Here is a 20,317-nt window from a genome sequence, read left to right as displayed (position 1 = left end):
GAGAAGACAAGATGAAGAAATTGATTTTTGCTACGGGTAATGAGAATAAGATGAAAGAAATCCGTATGATCCTTGCGGATTGTGGATATGAGATCCTGTCGATGAAGGAAGCTGGAATTCAGGCTGACATCGTAGAAGATGGAAAAACATTTGAAGAAAATGCCATCATCAAGGCAGAGGCAATCCGTAAGATGACAAACTGTCTGGTGCTGGCAGATGATTCCGGTCTGGAGGTAGACTATCTCGATAAAGCACCGGGAATCTACTCTGCAAGATTTATGGGGGAAGACACCTCATACCGGATCAAGAATAAGGCGATCATTGACAAGCTTGCCGGTGTTCCGGATGAGAAGCGTACAGCAAGATTCGTATGTGCGATCGCGGCTGCATTTCCGGATGGAAAGACCATTACCAGACGTGGCACGATCGAAGGAATCATTGGATATGAAGAACGCGGCGAGAATGGATTTGGATATGATCCTATTTTCTTCCTGCCGGAGTATGGTAAGTCCACAGCAGAGTTGTCACTGGAAGAAAAGAATACGATCAGCCACAGAGGAAACGCACTTCGTTTGATAAAGGAAGTTATAAATGAGAATACTGATAATTAGTGATACACATGGAAGAACCAATACGATCCGGGATGTCTTAGATACGGTGGGTGACATCGATATGTTTATCCATCTGGGGGATGTCTGCGGAGATGAAGAATATATTTATGATAACGTAACCTGCCCGATACACATGGTTGCCGGGAATAACGACTGGGATTCCGATCTTCCGATGCAGGAAGAATTCATGATCGGCCGGTATAAGGTATTTATCACGCACGGACACCGGTACAGCGTCCATTATGGAACGGACCGCTTACAGGAGTTGATCAAATATGATGGTTACGATATTGTGATGTATGGACACACGCATGTCCAGAATCTGGAACGATATGGCGGTGCTTATATCGTAAATCCGGGCAGTCTGGCATATCCGCGTGATGGCATGAATGGCAAATACATGCTGCTGGAATTTGACCAGCATGGAACACCATTTTTTGCGGAAAATGAACTGAAACCGAAACGCCGGACTCGCAGCATATTTGAAGATATGTGGGGCGACCGGGAAGAGTAGAGATTATTAGATACAAGAAAGAGGTCGGCTGTGAAGAAACGAGAGATTATAGAAGGTGTTATAAAAGACTATGATTTCCCAAATAAGGGAAGCTTTGAACTGGATGGCAAAAAGGTGATCGTGAAGGGAGCACTGCCCGGACAAAAGGTGTCCTGCATGGTATCCAAGGTACGGAAGGATAAGGCAGAAGCACGTCTGTTGGATGTGATGGAACGCTCCGAGATCGAAGATGCAGTACCACCATGTCCACAGTTTGGCATTTGCGGCGGCTGTGCATACCAGACCATGAGCTATGAGCATCAGTTGGAATTAAAGGCAGGACAGGTGAAGAAGCTGTTAGACGGTGTGATCGATTCAGAGGCACATCCATATGATTGGGAGGGCATCATCGGCTCGCCAGTTACAACTGCATACCGGAATAAGATGGAGTATTCATTTGGCGACGAATATAAGGATGGTCCGCTGGTACTAGGACTTCATAAGAAGAACAGCATGTACGATATCGTTCCTGTCTGCAACTGCGTGATCGTAAGCGAGGATTATAACAGGATCGTTTCCTATACGATGGAATTTGCAAGGAAGCATGGACTATCCTACCATAAGAAAATGCAGCATGTAGGACTGCTTCGTCATCTGGTGCTTCGCCAGTCCAAGACAAATGGCGGACTTCTGGTAAATCTTGTAACCAGCACGGACGGATTGGAGAATCTGGATCTGCATGCATATGTGGAAGGGCTTCTGGCACTTCCGCTTGACGGAACGATCGTTGGTATTCTCCATACGGCAAATGATTCTCTGGCGGATGCTGTTGTGCCGGAGAAGGTAACGCTGTTATACGGAAGAGATTATATCGAGGAAGAGGTGCTGGGACTGCATTTCCAGATCTCGCCATTCTCATTTTTCCAGACAAATACAAAAAGCGCGGAACGACTGTACAGCAAAGCCCGTGAATATGCCGGAGATACCAAGGACAAGCTGATCTTCGACTTATACAGCGGAACCGGAACGATCGCCCAGATGTTATCACCGGTTGCCTCCAAGGTTATCGGCGTAGAGATCGTAGAAGAAGCAGTCGAAGCTGCAAGAGAAAATGCAAAGAGTAACGGACTTGATAACTGCGAATTCATCGCAGGCGATGTTCTAAAGGTCATCGACACCATCGAGGAAAAACCGGATCTCATCATCCTCGATCCGCCGAGGGATGGTATCAATCCAAAGGCGCTCCTTAAGATCATCAACTATGGTGTAGATGAGATTGTCTATATCAGCTGCAAACCAACCTCCCTCACAAGAGATCTTGTGACCTTGCAGGAGCATGGATATTATGTGAAAAAGGCATGTGCGGTGGATCAGTTTGTGAATACGGGGCATGTGGAGACTATAATAGGGCTACGTCGTACAGATTCGTGAAAATCCTTGAATTTACGCACTTTTGCAGCTTTTTCAATTTCGGCAGAACCGATGTGAAAAGGAATAAAAAGCAGATAGTGGACAGAATTCATGTCGTTGTCGGCTATAGAGTCGACACGAGGGACACAATATTCTTTGATGAATAAAAGTGAATAAAATAGCCAATTTGGCAGGGATATTTAATTACAAATATTGAATATCCCTGCCTTTTATTTTTCTATTCAAGGAGGTGTCAATATGTTAAAGATAAGGCTTCAGGGGACAAAAAATGATATACGCTGGCTTGTACGTTTGTTTCAGAGAGATAAACGATTTGAAGTGCAGAATGTTTCTACATTTTTCGATAATGTAGGGACGGACAAATACAAGAGAGTGTATGCAGAAATTCACAGAAAAACAAAATAAAGTGTCAAAGGGAGACTCACCAGAAAGGTAGGTACGAAAGTTTGGATAAGAAGATGGGGGGTGAGTTTTCGGATTGGGTGCAAATTCAAAAAAGAGAGAAATGCGAAGATATGAGCTGAAAAAGCACTTGATTTGGGTAAACTCGACTTCTTATAGGGAACTTAAAGAAAAATTCGATGTATGCGATAAAGTAATTGTTGGTGATCTGGAGTACATAGAAGATGTGGAAGGAATTACATTGGAACGTAAACCAGGCGTTGGGGGATATGTGAGGGTAGCACAATCTTGGAGAAACAGGAAGTGTCCCATGCGCCCTGCTGAAGAAATGGCAATGTTGACTGCATACAAAAAAGAAGAAGATCCGGAGCTTAAGAACATTTTTTTGGGAATTCTCATAGAATACTGTTCTCCAAGCTCGTATGAAAATGACATATGATTTTTTAGAAAGGAACAACGGTATGTGTAAGGTAATAGCAATTGTAAATCAAAAAGGTGGTGTGGCAAAAACCACAACAACTGTGAACTTAGGTATAGGTTTAGTGAATGAAGGAAAAAGGGTATTGTTAATTGATTCTGACAGTCAGGGATCGCTTTCGTCTTGTTTGGGTGTAGCAGAGCCAGATGAGCTTGATGTTACATTACCTACGATAATGTCAAAGATAATGAATGACGAAGAGTTTGATAACACCTTGGGAGTTTTAAAGCATGAAGAAGGTATCTCTTTCTTACCTTGCAATATAGAATTGTCTGGACTTGAAGTGTCAATGGTAAGCATGATGCGTAGAGAATTTATATTGAGTGAATATGTTGAGAAAGTTAGGGACTTATATGATTTTATCTTAATTGACTGTAACTCAAGCTTGGGAATGATGACTATGAATGCACTAACAACTGCGGATTCTATTATTATCCCAATTCAGGCAGCTTATTTATCTGTTAAGGGGTTGCAGCAGCTTATAACAACTATCAGTAAGACGAAGAAATACCTCAATCCTGATTTGGGGATAGAGGGAATTCTTTTTACGATGATAGATAGTAGAACCAATTATGCGAGGGAAATAAAACAACTTGTTGAAAACTCGTATGGAAAAAATGTCAGAGTGTTTGATTCGGTAATTCCGTTCTCCGTTCGAGCTTCTGAAACTTCTGCCGAGGGAGTGAGTATATTTAAGCATGATCCGAAGGGAAAGGTTGCTACGGCGTACAAGAATCTTGTGAAGGAGGTGCTGAATTATGAGTAAGACAAGTAGTGCATCAAAGATAAAGATGAAATCATTTGAAGATTTGTTTGGTACAAATGAAGTAGTTGGTGCAAAAAACATTAGCGGAGAGATCAGGGATATTCCATTGAATAGCTTACATACTTTTAGGAACCATCCTTTTAAAGTGCGTGAAGAAAAGTTGGATGAGTTGGTTGAAAGTGTTAAACAGCATGGTGTCTTAGTGCCTGGAATTGCAAGAATGCGTCCACAGGGGGGATATGAAATAATTGCAGGACATACCCGGAAAGCAGCTTGTGAGCTTGCAGGATTAGATACAATGCCAATGTTTATCCGTAACTTGAATGATGATGAAGCAACTATTGTCATGGTCGATAGTAATATTCAGAGGGAGGATATTCTTCCTAGTGAAAGAGCCAGGGCATATAGTATGAGATATTATGCAATGAAACATCAGGGTATAAAAGGAAATGGAAGTAGCCTAGAGCTAATGAGTGAGGAAACTGGAGAAAATCAGAAGAAGATTCAGCGATATATCCGCCTGGCAAGATTAAACGATGGCTTACTTGATTTGCTGGATGCAAATAAATTGGGGTTGGTACAAGGGGTTGATATTTCTTTCCTGAATGAGCAGGAACAACAGTGGGTTCTTGATGCAATGTTTGATATGAATATATTTCCCAACACACAGCAGTCGGCAAGGTTGAAGGCTTTTAGTCGAGAAAACACTCTTGATCAAAATGGAGTGAGAGATATTTTAATGCCAGATCTTGTAGCGAATAAATCAAGAAAGGTTACTTTCAAAGCCGATAAGTTAGACGAATATTTTGATGAGAAATACACAGAAGAGATGATAACAGATATTATTGTCGATCTTCTTAACGAGTGGAAGAAACGGGGGTAATAGAATGGGTAACAAATTAGTATTCGATTATTTTTTTGGAAAAGAATCAGAAATGTTCTCGTTCTACCGAATTCCAAGAATGCTGATTAAAGATCCTAATTTTTCACACCTTTCCTGTGAAGCTAAACTTTTGTATGGATTAATGCTTGATAGAATGGCACTTTCTCAGCGTAATGGTTGGCATGATGATGATAATAGGACGTATATTATATACACTATTGATGAAGCTGCTGCAGATTTAAACTGTGGCAGGGGAAAAGCTATAAGGGTAATGGCAGAATTAGATAGCACATCTGGGATTGGCTTAATAGAAAAAATTAGAAGAGGTTTAGGAAAACCTGATATCATATATGTGAAGAATTTTGTTGGTGTTGTAGCAGAACAGACAAGGGAGACAGCTGACGAATTTGCAGAAGTTCCAAAATCGAACTTCAAGAAGTCTCAGAATCAAATTTGCAGAAGTTCCAAAATCGAACTTCAGGAAGTTCCAGAAAAGGATTTCAAGAAGTCCCAGGATAAGACTTCAAGAAGTTCTAATATGACACCTCAAGAAGTTTCGTTATGGGACTCTAATTATACTTATAAGAGTAATACTTATGAGAACTATACTAATCTTATCAATCCTTCTGATGATTCAAATAGAGCTTTGAGCTGTAAAGCTGATGTGATGGATGAGATGGAGAACATCAGAGTATATATAAAATCAAATATTGATTATGACGAACTTGTTGAAAGACACAGGACAAGTAAAGCCAGTATAGATGAAATCGTTGAGCTGGTAGTTGAAACCATAGCAATGAAAACTGAAACCATTAGGATAAAAGGACTTGATATGCCATATGAAGTGGTGAAAAGCAGGTTTGAGAAACTTGATAGTGTTATTATCGAGTATGTATTAGAAAGTGTCGGCAATAATACAACAAAGGTGAGAAATATAAAAAATTATCTGTTGACTGTATTATTCAATGCCCCAACTACTTGTAATAACTATTATGTGACAGAGGTTAATCATGATCTTTATGGTAAAAGCTGAAGGAGGATATTATGGTAAATGGAAAAGCAGGCGAATGGTATCAAGATCAGCATATAGGAGGCTATTTTAACGAAAAAGGAGAGCTGGTTGTGTGTGAAGAATATGGATTGACCGATGCAGATACGGACAAATATGCAGTAGAAGTTCAGAATGGTGATGGTTATTATGATGGTGAAGGAAAATTCCGAAGATATGGATATATTCCTGATAGCAGGTTCTGAATGGTTGTGGAAAGAGGTGAATGTTCAATGTTTGATACACATACTTTTAGTAGAATTTCATTTCCTGTGATTATGGCAAGGACGAATGGAAAGAGCTTTTTCGTTAGTTTCAATAGATTTGGGGAAGAATATAATCTTTTAATGGGTGATAATTCTATTTATACAGATACTAATGGTGATAAGATACCCGTAGTGATTTTGCAGATTATGTTGCTTGACGAAAGGCATATGATGTTTGAATTAGCTAGAAAACAGGATATTAACATATGATGTAAGTGAAGGGAAAATTATCTAACAACGTTAGGAGTATTTATGAAGAAACATAGATACTCCTTTTTTATTGCACAAATATAAGTCAATGACTTTTGGACATTATGTCCAAATGTTCATATAGAAAACAAAAGAGGAGGTTTATTATGAAAAAAGCATCAATCAAAATACGCTCACCGTAGTAAAAAAATAACAATCACTAATAATAGGAGGATTATATTATGGTAGATGATTTGACACAGGAATCGTTTCAAACAGGTAAAGCTGTTGTTACGGTTAGTGTTGATTTGATAACTGCTATAGCAGAGGCTTGCAAGCGCTCAGAAGAGATGAATCCAGGACTTAACGCTGAACAGAAAGATACATTGCTCACGAAGGTGGTCGATAAGGTGACATCAAACTACAAGGAGACACATGGGTCATTGAAGAGCTTTAACCGGGAGGGAAAAGAAGTTACTCATATGGATGTGAATGATGAGCGTACAGCAGAGATTTTGAAGAAAGCCTGTAAGAAAAGCCATATACCAATAGATATGCATGAGGTGACACGAGCAGATGGATCTACAACTTATACTGCTTTTTGTGAAGTCAAAAGCATTGATCAGGTTGCATCACTCTTGAAAATGGCTTCTGAACAGGTTCTGGAGGAACAGAAAGAGATGACAAAGACAATGGTTCTTTATGATGAGCACGATAAAGAGATGATGTCCGTGGATTTTGTTAAATCTGATGACATAGATTTTGATGGGGTCGATCAGGTTGCAGATCAGGCTGTAAGATATGAAATCAAGAACAACAGAAATGAAGTGCTTGACAAATCTGATATATCTACGGATGCAAAGGCTCAGCTCAAGGATGCTGCTAAAAAGCAAAACCCTAAGAAAGACAAGTCATTATCCGATAAAATCAAGGATAAAAAGGACAAGTCTCAGCAGAAACAGCAGGATAAAAATAGGCAGAGGGAAAAGTCAAAGAAAAAGAATCGAGATACAAGTTTGTAGGAGGTATGGTTATGGGAAATAAAAATATTGCCCAGGCGATATTTGATGATTTGAAAAATCTTCCGAAAAAAATCTTTAAGCCGTATATGAAAAATGGAAAGCCTAATTTCAACAAGATTGCTATTGATGGAATTCCGTTTATTGTGATTTTTTATATGGTGAATAAGTATGTTCAAGCTGTATCTTATGCAAATGGGGCCGATGTGCTTGATAAATGTGTTAATGCTTTTTCGTTAATTTTTCAGATTCCCCCTTATTTTATGCCCTCTTTTAAACCTGTGCCCTTTTTCTTTGGAATTGGAGCAGGAGTAATATTTAAGATAATTATGGACGCAAGAAAGAAGAACGCAAAACAATTCAGACATGGGGAGGAGTATGGTTCTGCTAAATGGGGAACCGAAAAAGACTTTGAACCATATACGGATCCTGTTAAGTGGAATAATATTCCGCTTACGGCAACAGAATGGCTCAGAATGACAAGACCAGAGCATCCCAAGTATGATAGAAATAAAAATATCTTGATTGTTGGAGGTTCTGGAGCGGGAAAAACGAGAGGATTTGTAAAACCATCGCTTATGCAGATGCAATGCTCTTATGTTGTGACAGATCCAAAGGGAACAGTGCTTGAAGAAGTTGGCACTATGCTTGCAAAAGGTGCATGGGATCTTGACGACAAAGGCAATAAAGTACCGAAGGTGGGTAAGGATGGAAAGGTTGTAAAGAACAAAGCCGGTAAGATAGTCTACAAGCGGACACCATATAAGATTAAGGTGTTTAATACAATCAATTTTGCCAAATCCTTGCATTATAATCCTTTTGCATATATTCATACTGAGCAGGATGTGCTTAAGTTTGTAAATACGCTTATTGCTAATACAAAGGGTGAAGGAGCACAGAGCGGAGAGGATTTCTGGGTTAAAGCGGAGAGGCTTTTATTTACGGCATATGTGGCATATATCGTGAAGTATTGTAAGAAAAGTGAAAGAAATTTTGTATCACTGCTTGCAATGATAGATGCGTCTGAAACAAGAGAAGAGGACGAAGATTTTGAAAATGCCATTGACCTTATGTTTAAAGACATAGAATTTGGTAATGAAGAGGAGGGCATAGAAGCTGATCCAGATTCTTTTGCAGTAAGACAGTATCATAAATATAAACTTGCAGCGGGTAAGACAGCAAAGAGTATTTTGGTTTCCTGTGGTGCGAGACTTGCACCATTCGATATAAAGGAAGTCAGAGAGATAACAGCATATGATGAACTCGAACTGGGAGACATCGGTAGAAGAAAGACGGCACTTTTCGTCATTATTTCAGATACTGATGACTCCCTTAATTTTTTGGTTTCTATCATGTACACACAGCTTTTCAATTTGCTTTGTACGATTGCAGATGATGAGTATCATGGAAAGCTACCGGTACATGTGAGATGTATCCTGGATGAGTTCGCAAATATTGGGCAGATTCCGAAGTTCGAGAAACTGATAGCAACCATACGAAGCAGAGAAATATCGGCATCAATTATCCTACAGTCTAAAGCTCAGTTAAAGTCAATTTACAAGGATAACGCAGAGACGATAGAGGGTAACTGCGATACATTTCTGTTTCTTGGTGGCAAAGAGAAATCGACACTAAAAGATTTGGCTGATGTACTAGGCAAGGAAACTATAGACACATACAACACCTCTGACACTAGAGGTACAACCATGTCCTACGGTATGAACTATCAAAAGTTAGGACGAGAACTTATGAGTCAAGACCGCCTGGCTCTTATGGATGGCGGTAAGTGTATTTTACAGGTTCGAGGCGTTCGTCCGTTCTTTTCTGATAAGGTCGATATTACAGCGCACGAAATGTACAGTGAACTTTCCGATTATGATAAAAAGAACCAGTTTGATATTGCAAAGTATGTAGCGGGATATGGCAGACCAAAGTTTTCAAAGAAAGACAAGTTTATCGATCTTGATCTTACAGGAGTAGAATTTCCTGATGACTTGGTAAGCTTTGCAATAGAAGAAGCCGGATTGATGGTCGGAGCTAATTAAAAATTTTTATATTAAAAGGAGATTTTATATCATGGATTTATTAACAAGTTATATTGTGGCAGCAATGTCAGGATCAAAGTTACTTTCAAATGTTGCATCTTTTTTCGCATCACACAAGTTCCTTGCTAACTTACTTATAATGCTTGACTATACATCATTCCTTAACAGCGGGGTTTCAGCTCTTAAGGTAGTTGTAATAGCTGTAGGTGGTGGTCTTGCGGTTCTTGGAATTGTTAATCTGCTTGAGGGGTATGGCAATGATAACCCAGGAGCTAATGCTCATGGTTAATAAAGAAGCACAACAAAACAGGACAAGGACAGTCAGCCCCGCCGCTATTCCGAGCAAGGCAAATTATAGGGTAAAGTCTAAAAAGCATTTGTAACATTTCTATAAACTCTATTGACTTGAACACCTCCGGGAGTTATAATATGTTTTGCTATTTAGGAACGCTAAATAGCAAAACTAAAGTGAGGTAGAGAGTATGGATAACAGGTATGTGCAGCAATTCAAAAAAGGCTCTCTTGAAATGATACTTTTGTGCTTGATCGGACGCAAAGAAACCTACGGCTATGAAATCATTACAGAGCTAAATAACAGCGCGTCCGTTTTGGGCTATGCAAAAGAGGGAACGATTTACCCTATTCTGTATCGTTTGCAGGAAGCCGAGTTAATCCAATGCCGATTAGCCCCGGCAGCGGCAAATGGCGGATCAAAAAAATACTACTCCCTTACCCATAAGGGCAGAGAGGTATTAGACGAGCTGATTTTATTTTGGGCGAGCTATGAAAGTTGTGTAAATGGCTTTATTGCCACCTATCAAACAGCGGAGGTATCAGAATGAAAGAGCAATACATTAAGCAAGTGGAAAAGGAATTGAGTTTAACACGCAAAGCAAAAAAAGAGGTCGTGCGTGATCTGAATGAAGTCTTTGCTTCTGCGTTGGAGCATGGCGAAACGGAACAACAGGTAATCGAACGGTTAGGCACTCCCAAAGAGTTTGCAGAGAATACCGCCGAGCAGTTAGGCATTGACAGCGCAGCACCGCAGAAACGGAAAGGGATTATTTCGAGCGTTGCAGCCCTTGTCGTTGCCGTTGCAGCGTTTGTGATTTACGCCACTACCCAATCCGGGAAAGTGCCGGACGGGGCAATCGGACAAGCAGACGCAATGACAAACATTCAAGTTGAGGGAGCTTTTGGATTTGACGCTTCACAAATCATTTTGGCAGTCGGTGTAATCGCGGTTACAATCGCAATCATTCAGATTATCCGAACCGTCCGCAAAAACAGGAGGTAGCTATGAAAAAATTTGTTTCAATAATCGCTATTTTACTTATGCTTTCTTTGGCTGCCTGTTCCAATCAAGATACGCCGTCCGCTGCGGATAATCCAAGCAATACACAAACAGAAAGCAATACCATGCTTGACGCGGGTGTATGGCCTGTGAATGAATACACCGAGGGGCTTCCCGTCCCGTCCGGTACGGTCGGTTGGGCTATGCTTGATACGGAACATGAGAATTGCAGTATCAGTATTGTGGATATAAGCGAAACCGACTATAACGACTATTTAGAGCTTTTGAAGCAAGAGGGGTTTTCTATAATAGAGGAAGTGTCGGAAGAAATTGAGGGACAGGACTATGTTTCTATCGGTACGCTTTTGTCAAATGGCGAAAAGGGATTGAGTATCAGCTACATTCCCGATAACTTCACAATTTACATTTCTTTCCTTAAATAATGAAAATTAAAATGATTAAATCGCCTGATAGGTGGGTGCTTTGCCCTATTTGTGGAAATAAAACACGAACAAAGATACGCCCCGATACAATACTTGAAAATTTCCCTCTGTTCTGTCCGAAATGCAAACAAGAAACACTAATCAGCGCAAAAGATTTGAATGTAGCTGTAATCCCACAACAAATAGCGGAATCAGCCGGAGCAGTCAACGGTCAAGATGAACGGCGCATAAATGCGCCGCCGTTGACAGCCCTGCCTGTTTCCGCTGATGGGTAATCAAGGGAGCGACAGACTAAAGTGCTGTCGCTCCCCTCACATTATGGAAATGAAAATTGAATATCGACCAAGCTGCAACGCCACAGATTTTTTGAAAGTCCGTGGCGTTTTTTTTGCGCCCATTTTTGGCAGACCGCACATTCCTGTTGTTGTAGAAAGTGACGGGGAAATTTGCCCAAAACGGTCTTGCGTACCGTAGTAGTGATGAAAAGAATACCGCAGCCATTTGGAAGAAAGGTATGGGGCTACCGTAGTAGTGATGAAAAAAATCAAAAGAAGCGTTTGGCATTTTTCGGTTTCTTTCGTGGAGGGGGACAAACAGCGGGCAGAACACGCCGCCACTATCGCTATATTGATGAAACCAGCCATACCGTCCCCCTTGCGAATTGCAGTAAGGGCATAGAAAAAATCCGTTGGATTTTCCGCCTATTTGCCCCGCTGCGGTTTTGTAGGTATTAAGAGCAGCCTCACAGAGGAAAGCGGCAGTTTTTCAGAGCAAGATTCTACCACGGTGCCAAAATCCGCATATCTGCGGTTTTACCCCTGCGGTAAATCTTGTTGGGGAGTGCCTTCCCCAAACCCTGCTATGCGGCTTGTGCCGCTTGAAAAACCCTCAAAATATTTTTCGGATTTTTCAAAATCCTACCGAAAACAACCTTGCAAAAAAGCCCTCAAAAAGATGGTAAGTGAAAGGAGTGATACCCATAGCCAAGAGATACAACACGCCCCACCGCAGCCATGTAGTCAAGACCCGCATGACCGAGGAAGAATACGCCGACTTCACCGGGCGGCTGGAGCATTACGACATCAGCCAAGCCGAGTTTATCCGGCAAGCCATTACACGGGCGACCATTCGCCCCATTGTCACCGTTTCCCCGGTCAATGATGAACTGCTTGCCGCTGTTGGGAAGTTGACCGCCGAATACGGGAAAATCGGCGGCAACCTCAACCAGATCGCCCGCGCTCTCAATGAGTACGGCGCACCCTACAACACACTATCCGGCGAGGTACGGGCAGCCATAGCCGACCTTGCCGCCTTGAAGTTTGAAGTCTTGCGAAAGGTAGGTGAAGCCGTTGGCGACATTCAAACATATCAGCTCTAAAAATGCCGACTACGGCGCAGCCGAACAGTATTTGACCTTTGAGCATGACGAGTTTACCATGCGCCCCACTCTTGACGCTGATGGGCGATTGATACCGAGGGATGATTACCGCATAGCAACGCTGAACTGCGGCGGGGAAGATTTTGCCGTTGCCTGTATGCGCTCCAATCTCCGCTATGGCAAAAACCAAAAGCGGGAGGATGTGAAAAGCCACCACTACATTATCAGCTTTGACCCAAGGGACGGGACGGACAACGGCTTGACCGTTGACCGGGCGCAGCAGTTGGGCGAGGGATTTTGTAAAACACACTTCCCCGGACACCAAGCCATAGTCTGCACCCATCCGGACGGACACAACCACAGCGGAAATATCCATGTGCATATCGTCATTAACAGTCTGCGGATTGAGGAAGTGCCGCTGTTGCCCTACATGGACAGACCAGCGGACACCCGCGCCGGGTGTAAACACCGCTGCACAGACGCAGCTATGGAATATCTGAAAGCGGAAGTCATGGAGATTTGCCACCGGGAAAACCTCTATCAGATTGACCTACTCAATGGCAGCAAAAACAGAGTGACGGAGCGTGAATACTGGGCGCAGCGGAAAGGGCAAGCCAAGCTGGACAAGCAGGCCGCAGCCCTGCCAGCCGGGGAGCAGCCGCCCAAGCCCACCAAGTTTGAAACGGACAAGGAAAAGTTGCGGCAGACTATCCGAGCCGCCCTGTCCTCTGCCACCAGCTATGACGAGTTTTCCGCTTTGCTTCTGCGGCAAGGCGTGACCGTCAAGGAGAGCCGGGGGCGATTGTCCTACCTTGCGCCGGAACGCACCAAGCCCATCACCGCCCGGAAGCTGGGGGACGATTTTGACCGCGCCGCTGTCCTTGCCCTTTTGGAGCAGAATGCTCACAGAGCCGCCGAAAAAGCCGCAGCCATACCCGAATACCCACGCACTATCCGGGAGCGATTACAGCAGGGAAAAACAGCGAAAACCGCCCCGAAACAGGACGGCATACAGCGCATGGTTGACCGGGAAGCCAAGCGAGCCGAGGGGAAAGGCGTGGGCTATGACCGCTGGGCGGCAGTCCACAACCTCAAACAGATGGCGGCTACCGTTGCCGCCTATGAGCAGTACGGCTTTACTTCCCCGGAGCAGCTTGACGCAGCCATTACCGCCGCCTATGCGGATCTCCAGGACAGCACCGCCGGACTGAAAACTGTTGAAGCGGCGTTGCAGGGCAAAAAGGAATTGCAGGGCTATGTGCTGCAATTCGCCAAGACCAAAGATGTGCGGGACGGACTGAAAGCGCAGAAATCGGACAAAGCAAAAGCCGCCTACCGCCAGAAGCACGAAAGCGACTTTATCATAGCGGACGCAGCCGCCCGGTATTTCCGGGAGCATGGCATAAAGAAGCTGCCAACCTACAAAGCCCTGCAAGCCGAGATTGAGCAGCTTACCGCCCAGAAGAACGCCCGGTACAACGATTACCGGGAGAAAAAGGAGCGTGTGCGGGAGTTGCAGACGGTCAAGGGCAATATCGACCAGATACTACGGGGCGCACCGAGCCAGCAGAAAAGGCACGAACATGACCGTTAAACACCGCCCCGAAATGATACCGAAACCATACAGAAACAAGGGTATGCCCTGCACCCTATCCGCAATACCACCCGACTTTGAAACGAGGCTTACAGGGCAGAAAATCCCCGAAAATGACACCGAGAAGATACAGATTTACCGCCGATACCGCCACACCCGGCGAAACGGCAGAAAGGAGCGTCACCCATGCCACGAATGAGCAAGAAGCGGCGGCTTGAATGGTCTTTCTTCCTCAACCACCGCAACCGTATCACCTACAACGACCTATGCCGGGGCTGTACCCACGACTGCAAGCAGAGTTTCCGGGCTATCGTGGTACTCTGCCCCCGGTATTACTCCAAACGCTGGAAAAAGGAGGACACCGCCAATGGCAGATAACCGCAAATATTACTACCTCAAGCTGAAAGAGAACTATTTTGACGAGGACGCTATCGTGCTGCTGGAAAGTATGCAGGACGGTATCTTGTACTCCAATATCCTCTTGAAGCTGTACTTAAAATCGCTGAAGAACGGCGGGAAGTTGCAGCTTGACGAGAATATCCCCTATACGGCGCAGATGATTGCCACCATCACCCGGCAGCAAGTCGGCACAGTAGAACGGGCTTTACAGATTTTCCTAAAGTTGGGGCTTGTCGAGCCGCTGCAAAACGGCGCACTCTACATGAGCAACATTGAACTGCTGATCGGGCAGTCCTCAACCGAGGGGGAGCGCAAGCGCAGGGCGCGTCTGGAACTGCAAAAAGCCCTGCCAAAGCATGGTGCGGACAAATGTCCACCATATCAAGCGGACATTTGTCCACCAGAGATAGAGATAGAGAAAGAGATAGATATAGAGTTAGAGAAAGAGAGAGAGGGAGATACGGGACACCCCGCCCCCGCCGCTTACGGCAGATACAACAATGTGTTTCTGTCAGATACGGAATTATCCGAACTGCAAGAGGAACTGCCCGGCAAATGGGAGTTTTATATTGACCGTCTTTCCGGCTATATCGCGTCTACCGGGAAGAAATACCGCAACCACGCCGCCACTATCCGCAGATGGGCGGCAGACGATACCGCAAAGGCAGCCCCGAAGCAGGGCATACCCGATTACACCTACAAGGAGGGACAGAGTTTATGACAGACGATTTTGCAAAGGTTTTAGATACCATGACCGCAGCAGCTACCGAGCCGGAGGACTATGCCGGGGAGGACGGGCTTTTATACTGCGGCAAGTGCCGGACACCGAAAGAAGCGTTTTTCCCGGCAGATAAAGCCGCCCTGTTCGGGCGCGACCGCCACCCGGCAGAATGTGACTGCCAGCGGGCGCGGCGCATGGAGCGTGAAGCCGCCGAGCAGCGCAGGAAACACCTTGACACCGTAGAGGACTTGAAACGCCGGGGCTTTACCGACCCAAAAATGAGGGAATGGACTTTTGCCAATGACAACGGCAAATGCCCGCAGATGGACAAGGCGCGGAACTATGTGGAGCGTTGGGAGCAGATGAAAGCCGGGAATTATGGTCTGCTCTTGTGGGGCAAGGTAGGCACAGGGAAAAGCTATTTTGCCGGGTGTATCGCCAACGCCCTTATGGAGCAGGAAATCCCCGTCCGCATGACAAACTTTGCCCTTATCCTCAATGACCTTGCCGCCAGCTTCGAGGGGCGTAACGAGTACATTGACCGCCTTTGCCGCTACCCCCTGCTTATCATTGACGATTTTGGAATGGAACGGGGGACGGAGTACGGATTAGAGCAAGTCTACAATGTGATTGACAGCAGATACCGCAGCGGCAAGCCGCTGATCGTCACCACCAACCACACGCCGGATATGCTGGAAAACCCGCAGGACACCGCCCACGCCCGTATCTATGACCGACTGATAGAAATGTGTTCCCCTATCTGCTTCACAAGCAAGAACTTCCGCAGGGAAACCGCGCAAGCCAAGCTGGAACGACTGAAAGAATTATTGAAGTGAAAGGAGTTGCCTATGCCCGATAAGAAACAGACCAGCCCCACCACAGACCGCCGCCCGGATTGCGTGACGGAAACCCGCATGGGGAACTCCGTCCTCATTGTGTCCGGCTTTTTCAAGAAAGACACCACCGCCACCGCAGCCGACAAGATGATGAAAGTGCTGGAAGCGGAAACCGCAGCAGCACCAAAGCCGCCCTACACCGCATGAGCCGGGGCATGAAGAAAGCGGTCATGCCGGGGAGCATGACCGCTGGATAGCAATACAGCCGGTTTATATCTGTTTGCTATAAATGAAACATTTTAAGGGGACTTTTCCTTTTGGCATTTCCAGAACAATGTCCTGTTCTTCGATACGCTGAAATCCTCTGTGTTCGTAGAACTGATATGTGCAGGCATCATCTGTATGCAGATAAATTGTTTTACCGGGTATTTTTTCTTCCAGCGCATGGAGCAAGGCAGAGCCGACCCCTTTTATTTGTATGTCCGGGTCAGCAGCTAAAAAAATAATTTCCCCATCCGGTTTGTTGTGCTGCAAATAATGACCTAACTGGGCTTTTACAGTGTCCTCATACAATCCAGCCCCACCCTTAAAAAATGCCTTTTGAATGATGTCCACAAATTTCACATATAGCCGTTCTGTCCATACGCAGTGTGCCTTTTCCTCACCGTATATTTCAGCAAGCAGGACACCGACAAAAACATTGTCCACATAGGCAGCCAATATTTGTGTAGCCCTGTTCATTTCCAGATACCAAAAATATCTGCCGTATGCTTCAAGTAGAAATTTGTTGTTCAAATACCAATCAAAGTGCATACCTTTTATGGCAAATTGAACTGCTGCTCTATAATCACTCTTATGTATGTTTTTTATTTCGATTTTCAATGTTATCACCTATGGATTTTATACTTATTCTTTCCGTTTGCCGCTGGATAAGAGTATAGCACAGAACTATGAACTTTTCTACCGCTTGTGTGACATGACAAGCCTTTTTTCAAAAATCGTCACTTTGATGGGCGATAAAGAAGCAGAAACCACTATACAGACAGCCGCCCCGTATGGTATAATCTTCTTACGGAATAGCGGGGCGGCTGTCGGAAATGGAGGAAACCATGATTAGACAGACCACCCAATTAGCACCCGTTACCGCCCTTTACGCAAGATTGAGTAAAGATGATGAATTGCAGGGCGAGAGCAATTCCATATCCAACCAAAAGCGCATTTTGGAAACCTATGCCCGTGACAATGGATTTTTGAACTACCGTTTTTTCGTTGACGACGGATGGAGTGGGGCGAATTTCCAAAGACCGGGCTTTATGGAAATGATGGATTGCGTGGAGAATGGCGAGGTAAAATGCGTCATTACCAAAGACCTGTCCAGAATGGGCAGGAACTATCTGCAAGTCGGAATGTTTACGGAGATCACTTTCCCCAAGAAAGGCGTCCGCTTTATCGCCATCAATGACGGAGTGGACAGCGCACAGGGCGACAACGACCTAACGCCGCTGAAAAATCTTTTTAACGAATGGATGGTGAGAGATACGAGCAGGAAAATCAAGGCAGTTTTCAGAAGCAAGGGATTAAGCGGCAAGCCCATTACCAGCCAGCCCGTCTATGGCTACCTCAAAGGCGAGGACGGACGCTTTATCATTGACGAGGAAGCCGCCCCGGTAGTCAAGCAGATTTTCAGCTTGTGCCTTGCCGGGAATGGCCCGACCAAAATCGCCCGTATGCTCACCGAGCAGGAAATCCCCACGCCGGGGACGCTGGAATACCGCAGGACGGGCAGCACCCGCCGCTACTACCCCGATTACCCGTACAGATGGGCGACAAATACCGTTGTCCATATCCTTGAACGCAAGGAGTATCTGGGGCATACGGTGAACTTCAAGACCGAGAAAATCTCCTACAAGGTGAAGTCCAGCGTAGAAAACCCGGAGGAAAAGCAAGCGGTATTTAAGAATACCCATGAGCCGATTATCGACCTTGCCACATGGGAGCGTGTGCAGGAGTTACGCAAGCAGCGCAAACGCCCCAACCGCTATGATGAAGTGGGCTTGTTCTCCGGCTTGCTGTTCTGCGCCGACTGCGGCAGCGTCCTCTACCAGCAGAGGTATGAGAACAAGACAAGGCGGCAGGATTGCTACATCTGCGGCAGCTACAAGAAGCGTGTCAAGGACTGTACGGCGCACTTTATCCGCACCGACCTTTTGACAGCGGGAGTGACCGCCAACCTGCGGAAAGTGACCGACTATGCGGCAAGGCACGAAAAGCAGTTTATGAAGCTGCTGATCGAACAGAACGAGGACGGCGGCAAACGCCGGAACGCAGCCAAGCGCAAGGAACTTGACGCAGCCGAGAAGCGCATAGCCGAGTTGTCCGCTATCTTCAAGCGGCTTTATGAGGACAGCGTGACCGGGCGCATTTCTGATGAACGGTTTGCGGAGTTGTCGGCAGACTATGAAGCCGAGCAGCGGCAGCTTAAAGAGAGAGCCGCCGAACTGCAAGGGGAACTTGCAAAGGCGCAGGAAGCCACGGTAAACGCCGAGAAGTTTATGAACATTGTCCGCAAGTACACCAGCTTCGAGGAACTTACCCCTACCCTGCTTCGGGAGTTTATCGAGAAAATCATAGTGCATGAGTGCAGCTATGACGAGAACAAAAACCGCAGGCAGGAAATTGAAATCTACTACTCTTTTGTCGGCAAGGTGGACTTGCCCGAATAATGCCCGACCTGTCCGGCACAATGCGAAAGTGCTGGATGGGAACGGCAAAAAATTTTACACTTCTATTGCTTCTTTATCTCACACAATCAAAGTCACAGGGAATGAAACAGTTCATGGCAGGAGCTGGAGTTATCCTTGTTGGTGCATTACTTGTACCAAAGCTCAAGGATCTGATTCCATCATCACTTAGCTAAGTATAAGCACCTCTATTTACAAAATACATCACGAATAAAAAAACAGCCATCTGCGAAAGTAGGTGGCTGTGATATTTAAAGGAGATAAAAATGTTTCAATTATTACCGGTGTTTCTTGGACTATTTGACAGTACGGTTCAGAAACTTATGAATGGATTTAGAGACATTTTTTATGAACTCGCATATTCAAATCTTAGTAATATGTTGTCTGATTTAAATGAAAAAGTTGCAACTATATCTACTGAACTTTCTACCGCACCAGATGCTTGGCAGGGAGGTACGATATGGGAACTTATTGTAAAGATTGCAGAACAGGTAGCGCTTCCTGTAGCAGGAACGGTTTTCACTTTTGTCGTGTTATGGGAGCTTATATCTATGCTAGTACAGCCTAATAATCTTGCTGATATAGATTTTGTATCGGTGCTGATGAAGTGGTTGATAAAGACAATAGTTGCTGCTTGGTTTATCAGTAACGCCTTAACTATATGTAATTGCTTTTTTGGTATTGGTGCATCAATGGTTAGTAAAACTACGACGGTGCTAAATCAGCAAGTAACAGATAATACCCAAGGATCAGTGCTGCTTAAATATTTATCAGATAACTATGGAGATCAGGACGAGGATGCGGAGAGTGGAGATGTTTCCGGTCTTATTAGTCTAACGGTATCTACATGGTTTATTGATGTCATCATTAAATTTATGGGAATCCTTATCACAATAATCTTATATTCCAGGATGATTTCAATATATCTGCACTGTGCTGTGGCACCTTTGCCCATGGCAACAGTCACTAATCACCATATGTCTAATATTGGTATCGGATATATGAAAAATGTATTTGCTCTTGCAATGCAGGCGGTGCTGATGATGATATGTGTTGCTATTTATGGAGTTCTTGTTGCAAATGTTTTTGATCCAAATACGATTACGCTTGATCCTGAGAATGGGATTACAGCTATCAAACTATTGACGAAAGCTTGTTGGAGTACAGTTGGAATTTCAATATTGCTTGTATATACAATGTTTAAATGTGAGGGAATAACAAAGCAGATATTTGCTATTTCGTAGTAGAAACTTTTGGACATAATGTCCAGAAGGAAAAAT

28 protein-coding genes are annotated in these 20,317 nt (G+C 44.5%); 26 read left to right on the top strand and 2 right to left on the bottom strand.

Annotation, left to right across the window (positions count from 1 at the left end):
* Positions 1–11: 11 nt before the first annotated feature.
* The 17 genes from OCV60_RS12270 to OCV60_RS12190 all read left to right on the top strand — a co-directional run bounded on the left by OCV60_RS12270 (position 12) and on the right by OCV60_RS12190 (position 11,643).
* The gene (locus OCV60_RS12270) at positions 12–611 is read left to right on the top strand and encodes an XTP/dITP diphosphatase (protein WP_262530258.1); all 600 of its coding nucleotides are present in this window, start codon (positions 12–14) and stop codon (positions 609–611) included.
* The gene (locus OCV60_RS12265) at positions 592–1,125 is read left to right on the top strand and encodes a metallophosphoesterase family protein (RefSeq protein WP_262530257.1); all 534 of its coding nucleotides are present in this window, start codon (positions 592–594) and stop codon (positions 1,123–1,125) included. Before OCV60_RS12270 ends, OCV60_RS12265 begins: the two co-directional genes overlap by 20 nt.
* A gap of 30 nt (positions 1,126–1,155) precedes the next feature.
* Positions 1,156–2,535 (top strand): 23S rRNA (uracil(1939)-C(5))-methyltransferase RlmD, encoded by a 1,380-nt coding sequence (rlmD, locus tag OCV60_RS12260; RefSeq protein WP_262530256.1) that lies wholly within the window; start codon positions 1,156–1,158, stop codon positions 2,533–2,535.
* A 237-nt stretch (positions 2,536–2,772) separates the two neighbouring features.
* Positions 2,773–2,940 carry a hypothetical protein gene (locus tag OCV60_RS12255; RefSeq protein WP_172676644.1) on the top strand — a complete coding sequence of 56 codons (168 nt, stop codon included), beginning with the start codon at positions 2,773–2,775 and terminating at the stop codon, positions 2,938–2,940.
* A 73-nt stretch (positions 2,941–3,013) separates the two neighbouring features.
* Positions 3,014–3,376: a hypothetical protein gene (locus OCV60_RS12250; protein WP_156333001.1), complete on the top strand. Its 363-nt coding sequence runs from the start codon at positions 3,014–3,016 to the stop codon at positions 3,374–3,376.
* Between the two features lie 22 nt (positions 3,377–3,398).
* Entirely contained in the window at positions 3,399–4,181 is a 783-nt protein-coding gene (locus OCV60_RS12245) for a ParA family protein (RefSeq protein ID WP_055146274.1), read from the top strand.
* Positions 4,174–5,064 carry a ParB/RepB/Spo0J family partition protein gene (locus tag OCV60_RS12240; protein WP_055146276.1) on the top strand — a complete coding sequence of 297 codons (891 nt, stop codon included), beginning with the start codon at positions 4,174–4,176 and terminating at the stop codon, positions 5,062–5,064. The genes OCV60_RS12245 and OCV60_RS12240 overlap by 8 nt, the downstream gene beginning before the upstream one ends.
* A gap of 4 nt (positions 5,065–5,068) precedes the next feature.
* Positions 5,069–6,097, top strand: a complete 1,029-nt coding sequence (locus OCV60_RS12235) for a DUF6017 domain-containing protein (protein WP_055146279.1) — start codon at positions 5,069–5,071, stop codon at positions 6,095–6,097.
* Positions 6,098–6,108: 11 nt separating this feature from the next.
* On the top strand, positions 6,109–6,318 hold the full coding sequence (locus OCV60_RS12230) for a hypothetical protein (protein ID WP_055146282.1): 210 nt from the start codon (positions 6,109–6,111) through the stop codon (positions 6,316–6,318).
* Positions 6,319–6,588 carry a hypothetical protein gene (locus OCV60_RS12225; protein ID WP_055146284.1) on the top strand — a complete coding sequence of 90 codons (270 nt, stop codon included), beginning with the start codon at positions 6,319–6,321 and terminating at the stop codon, positions 6,586–6,588.
* Between the two features lie 221 nt (positions 6,589–6,809).
* The gene (locus OCV60_RS12220; RefSeq protein ID WP_055146287.1) at positions 6,810–7,589 is read left to right on the top strand and encodes a hypothetical protein; all 780 of its coding nucleotides are present in this window, start codon (positions 6,810–6,812) and stop codon (positions 7,587–7,589) included.
* Positions 7,590–7,675: 86 nt separating this feature from the next.
* Positions 7,676–9,631 carry a VirD4-like conjugal transfer protein, CD1115 family gene (locus tag OCV60_RS12215; protein ID WP_055146406.1) on the top strand — a complete coding sequence of 652 codons (1,956 nt, stop codon included), beginning with the start codon at positions 7,676–7,678 and terminating at the stop codon, positions 9,629–9,631.
* Between the two features lie 31 nt (positions 9,632–9,662).
* Complete coding sequence (locus tag OCV60_RS13125; protein ID WP_055146290.1) at positions 9,663–9,920, top strand: Maff2 family mobile element protein; 258 nt, start codon at positions 9,663–9,665, stop codon at positions 9,918–9,920.
* Between the two features lie 193 nt (positions 9,921–10,113).
* Positions 10,114–10,473, top strand: a complete 360-nt coding sequence (locus OCV60_RS12205) for a PadR family transcriptional regulator (RefSeq protein WP_005937450.1) — start codon at positions 10,114–10,116, stop codon at positions 10,471–10,473.
* The gene (locus tag OCV60_RS12200; protein WP_005937453.1) at positions 10,470–10,928 is read left to right on the top strand and encodes a DUF1700 domain-containing protein; all 459 of its coding nucleotides are present in this window, start codon (positions 10,470–10,472) and stop codon (positions 10,926–10,928) included. Before OCV60_RS12205 ends, OCV60_RS12200 begins: the two co-directional genes overlap by 4 nt.
* Before the next feature lie 2 nt (positions 10,929–10,930).
* On the top strand, positions 10,931–11,368 hold the full coding sequence (locus OCV60_RS12195) for a DUF6591 domain-containing protein (protein WP_005937456.1): 438 nt from the start codon (positions 10,931–10,933) through the stop codon (positions 11,366–11,368).
* An 11-nt stretch (positions 11,369–11,379) separates the two neighbouring features.
* On the top strand, positions 11,380–11,643 hold the full coding sequence (locus OCV60_RS12190; protein ID WP_005937459.1) for a cysteine-rich KTR domain-containing protein: 264 nt from the start codon (positions 11,380–11,382) through the stop codon (positions 11,641–11,643).
* Positions 11,644–11,679: 36 nt separating this feature from the next.
* Here OCV60_RS12190 and OCV60_RS12185 read toward each other — a convergent pair whose 3' ends face one another.
* Entirely contained in the window at positions 11,680–12,012 is a 333-nt protein-coding gene (locus tag OCV60_RS12185; protein WP_147324207.1) for a hypothetical protein, read from the bottom strand.
* Positions 12,013–12,347: 335 nt separating this feature from the next.
* Here OCV60_RS12185 and OCV60_RS12180 point away from each other — a divergent pair, with 335 nt between their 5' ends.
* From OCV60_RS12180 to OCV60_RS12155, 6 genes are all read left to right on the top strand, one after another.
* On the top strand, positions 12,348–12,746 hold the full coding sequence (locus OCV60_RS12180; RefSeq protein ID WP_330375665.1) for a plasmid mobilization protein: 399 nt from the start codon (positions 12,348–12,350) through the stop codon (positions 12,744–12,746).
* Positions 12,718–14,340, top strand: a complete 1,623-nt coding sequence (locus OCV60_RS12175; RefSeq protein ID WP_055146293.1) for a relaxase/mobilization nuclease domain-containing protein — start codon at positions 12,718–12,720, stop codon at positions 14,338–14,340. The genes OCV60_RS12180 and OCV60_RS12175 overlap by 29 nt, the downstream gene beginning before the upstream one ends.
* A gap of 186 nt (positions 14,341–14,526) precedes the next feature.
* Positions 14,527–14,718: a hypothetical protein gene (locus OCV60_RS12170; RefSeq protein WP_055079680.1), complete on the top strand. Its 192-nt coding sequence runs from the start codon at positions 14,527–14,529 to the stop codon at positions 14,716–14,718.
* Positions 14,708–15,460: a phage replisome organizer N-terminal domain-containing protein gene (locus OCV60_RS12165; RefSeq protein WP_055146296.1), complete on the top strand. Its 753-nt coding sequence runs from the start codon at positions 14,708–14,710 to the stop codon at positions 15,458–15,460. Before OCV60_RS12170 ends, OCV60_RS12165 begins: the two co-directional genes overlap by 11 nt.
* A complete protein-coding gene (locus OCV60_RS12160; protein WP_055146298.1) occupies positions 15,457–16,296 on the top strand; it encodes an ATP-binding protein in 840 nt (279 codons plus the stop codon). Before OCV60_RS12165 ends, OCV60_RS12160 begins: the two co-directional genes overlap by 4 nt.
* A 12-nt stretch (positions 16,297–16,308) precedes the next feature.
* A complete protein-coding gene (locus OCV60_RS12155) occupies positions 16,309–16,503 on the top strand; it encodes a transposon-encoded TnpW family protein (RefSeq protein ID WP_055146301.1) in 195 nt (64 codons plus the stop codon).
* A 63-nt stretch (positions 16,504–16,566) separates the two neighbouring features.
* On the opposite strand, the gene OCV60_RS12150 is transcribed toward OCV60_RS12155, so the two are convergent.
* Positions 16,567–17,187 carry a GNAT family N-acetyltransferase gene (locus OCV60_RS12150; RefSeq protein ID WP_313719543.1) on the bottom strand — a complete coding sequence of 207 codons (621 nt, stop codon included), beginning with the start codon at positions 17,185–17,187 and terminating at the stop codon, positions 16,567–16,569.
* Between the two features lie 218 nt (positions 17,188–17,405).
* Here OCV60_RS12150 and OCV60_RS12145 point away from each other — a divergent pair, with 218 nt between their 5' ends.
* The 3 genes from OCV60_RS12145 (at position 17,406) to OCV60_RS12135 (ending at position 20,281) form a co-directional block, all read left to right on the top strand.
* Positions 17,406–19,019, top strand: a complete 1,614-nt coding sequence (locus tag OCV60_RS12145) for a recombinase family protein (protein WP_055146307.1) — start codon at positions 17,406–17,408, stop codon at positions 19,017–19,019.
* A 35-nt stretch (positions 19,020–19,054) separates the two neighbouring features.
* Positions 19,055–19,213 carry a Maff2 family mobile element protein gene (locus OCV60_RS12140; protein WP_330375663.1) on the top strand — a complete coding sequence of 53 codons (159 nt, stop codon included), beginning with the start codon at positions 19,055–19,057 and terminating at the stop codon, positions 19,211–19,213.
* Positions 19,214–19,303: 90 nt separating this feature from the next.
* Entirely contained in the window at positions 19,304–20,281 is a 978-nt protein-coding gene (locus tag OCV60_RS12135) for a VirB6/TrbL-like conjugal transfer protein, CD1112 family (protein ID WP_055146313.1), read from the top strand.
* Positions 20,282–20,317 lie beyond the last annotated feature (36 nt).

The sequence above is a fragment of the Coprococcus ammoniilyticus genome, assembly GCF_025567345.1.
GTDB lineage: Bacteria > Bacillota > Clostridia > Lachnospirales > Lachnospiraceae > Coprococcus > Coprococcus ammoniilyticus.
This window is presented reverse-complemented; position numbering and strand designations above follow the sequence as displayed.

Coding starts and splice junctions, on each gene's coding strand:
- OCV60_RS12270 (WP_262530258.1), top strand. CDS start 12: ATGAAGAAATTGATTTTTGCTACGGGTAATGAGAATAAGATGAAAGAA.
- OCV60_RS12265 (WP_262530257.1), top strand. CDS start 592: ATGAGAATACTGATAATTAGTGATACACATGGAAGAACCAATACGATC.
- OCV60_RS12255 (WP_172676644.1), top strand. CDS start 2,773: ATGTTAAAGATAAGGCTTCAGGGGACAAAAAATGATATACGCTGGCTT.
- OCV60_RS12245 (WP_055146274.1), top strand. CDS start 3,399: ATGTGTAAGGTAATAGCAATTGTAAATCAAAAAGGTGGTGTGGCAAAA.
- OCV60_RS12240 (WP_055146276.1), top strand. CDS start 4,174: ATGAGTAAGACAAGTAGTGCATCAAAGATAAAGATGAAATCATTTGAA.
- OCV60_RS12235 (WP_055146279.1), top strand. CDS start 5,069: ATGGGTAACAAATTAGTATTCGATTATTTTTTTGGAAAAGAATCAGAA.
- OCV60_RS12230 (WP_055146282.1), top strand. CDS start 6,109: ATGGTAAATGGAAAAGCAGGCGAATGGTATCAAGATCAGCATATAGGA.
- OCV60_RS12225 (WP_055146284.1), top strand. CDS start 6,319: ATGGTTGTGGAAAGAGGTGAATGTTCAATGTTTGATACACATACTTTT.
- OCV60_RS12220 (WP_055146287.1), top strand. CDS start 6,810: ATGGTAGATGATTTGACACAGGAATCGTTTCAAACAGGTAAAGCTGTT.
- OCV60_RS12215 (WP_055146406.1), top strand. CDS start 7,676: ATGAAAAATGGAAAGCCTAATTTCAACAAGATTGCTATTGATGGAATT.
- OCV60_RS13125 (WP_055146290.1), top strand. CDS start 9,663: ATGGATTTATTAACAAGTTATATTGTGGCAGCAATGTCAGGATCAAAG.
- OCV60_RS12205 (WP_005937450.1), top strand. CDS start 10,114: ATGGATAACAGGTATGTGCAGCAATTCAAAAAAGGCTCTCTTGAAATG.
- OCV60_RS12200 (WP_005937453.1), top strand. CDS start 10,470: ATGAAAGAGCAATACATTAAGCAAGTGGAAAAGGAATTGAGTTTAACA.
- OCV60_RS12195 (WP_005937456.1), top strand. CDS start 10,931: ATGAAAAAATTTGTTTCAATAATCGCTATTTTACTTATGCTTTCTTTG.
- OCV60_RS12190 (WP_005937459.1), top strand. CDS start 11,380: ATGATTAAATCGCCTGATAGGTGGGTGCTTTGCCCTATTTGTGGAAAT.
- OCV60_RS12185 (WP_147324207.1), bottom strand. CDS start 12,012: ATGGCTGGTTTCATCAATATAGCGATAGTGGCGGCGTGTTCTGCCCGC.
- OCV60_RS12170 (WP_055079680.1), top strand. CDS start 14,527: ATGCCACGAATGAGCAAGAAGCGGCGGCTTGAATGGTCTTTCTTCCTC.
- OCV60_RS12165 (WP_055146296.1), top strand. CDS start 14,708: ATGGCAGATAACCGCAAATATTACTACCTCAAGCTGAAAGAGAACTAT.
- OCV60_RS12160 (WP_055146298.1), top strand. CDS start 15,457: ATGACAGACGATTTTGCAAAGGTTTTAGATACCATGACCGCAGCAGCT.
- OCV60_RS12155 (WP_055146301.1), top strand. CDS start 16,309: ATGCCCGATAAGAAACAGACCAGCCCCACCACAGACCGCCGCCCGGAT.
- OCV60_RS12145 (WP_055146307.1), top strand. CDS start 17,406: ATGATTAGACAGACCACCCAATTAGCACCCGTTACCGCCCTTTACGCA.
- OCV60_RS12140 (WP_330375663.1), top strand. CDS start 19,055: ATGGGAACGGCAAAAAATTTTACACTTCTATTGCTTCTTTATCTCACA.
- OCV60_RS12135 (WP_055146313.1), top strand. CDS start 19,304: ATGTTTCAATTATTACCGGTGTTTCTTGGACTATTTGACAGTACGGTT.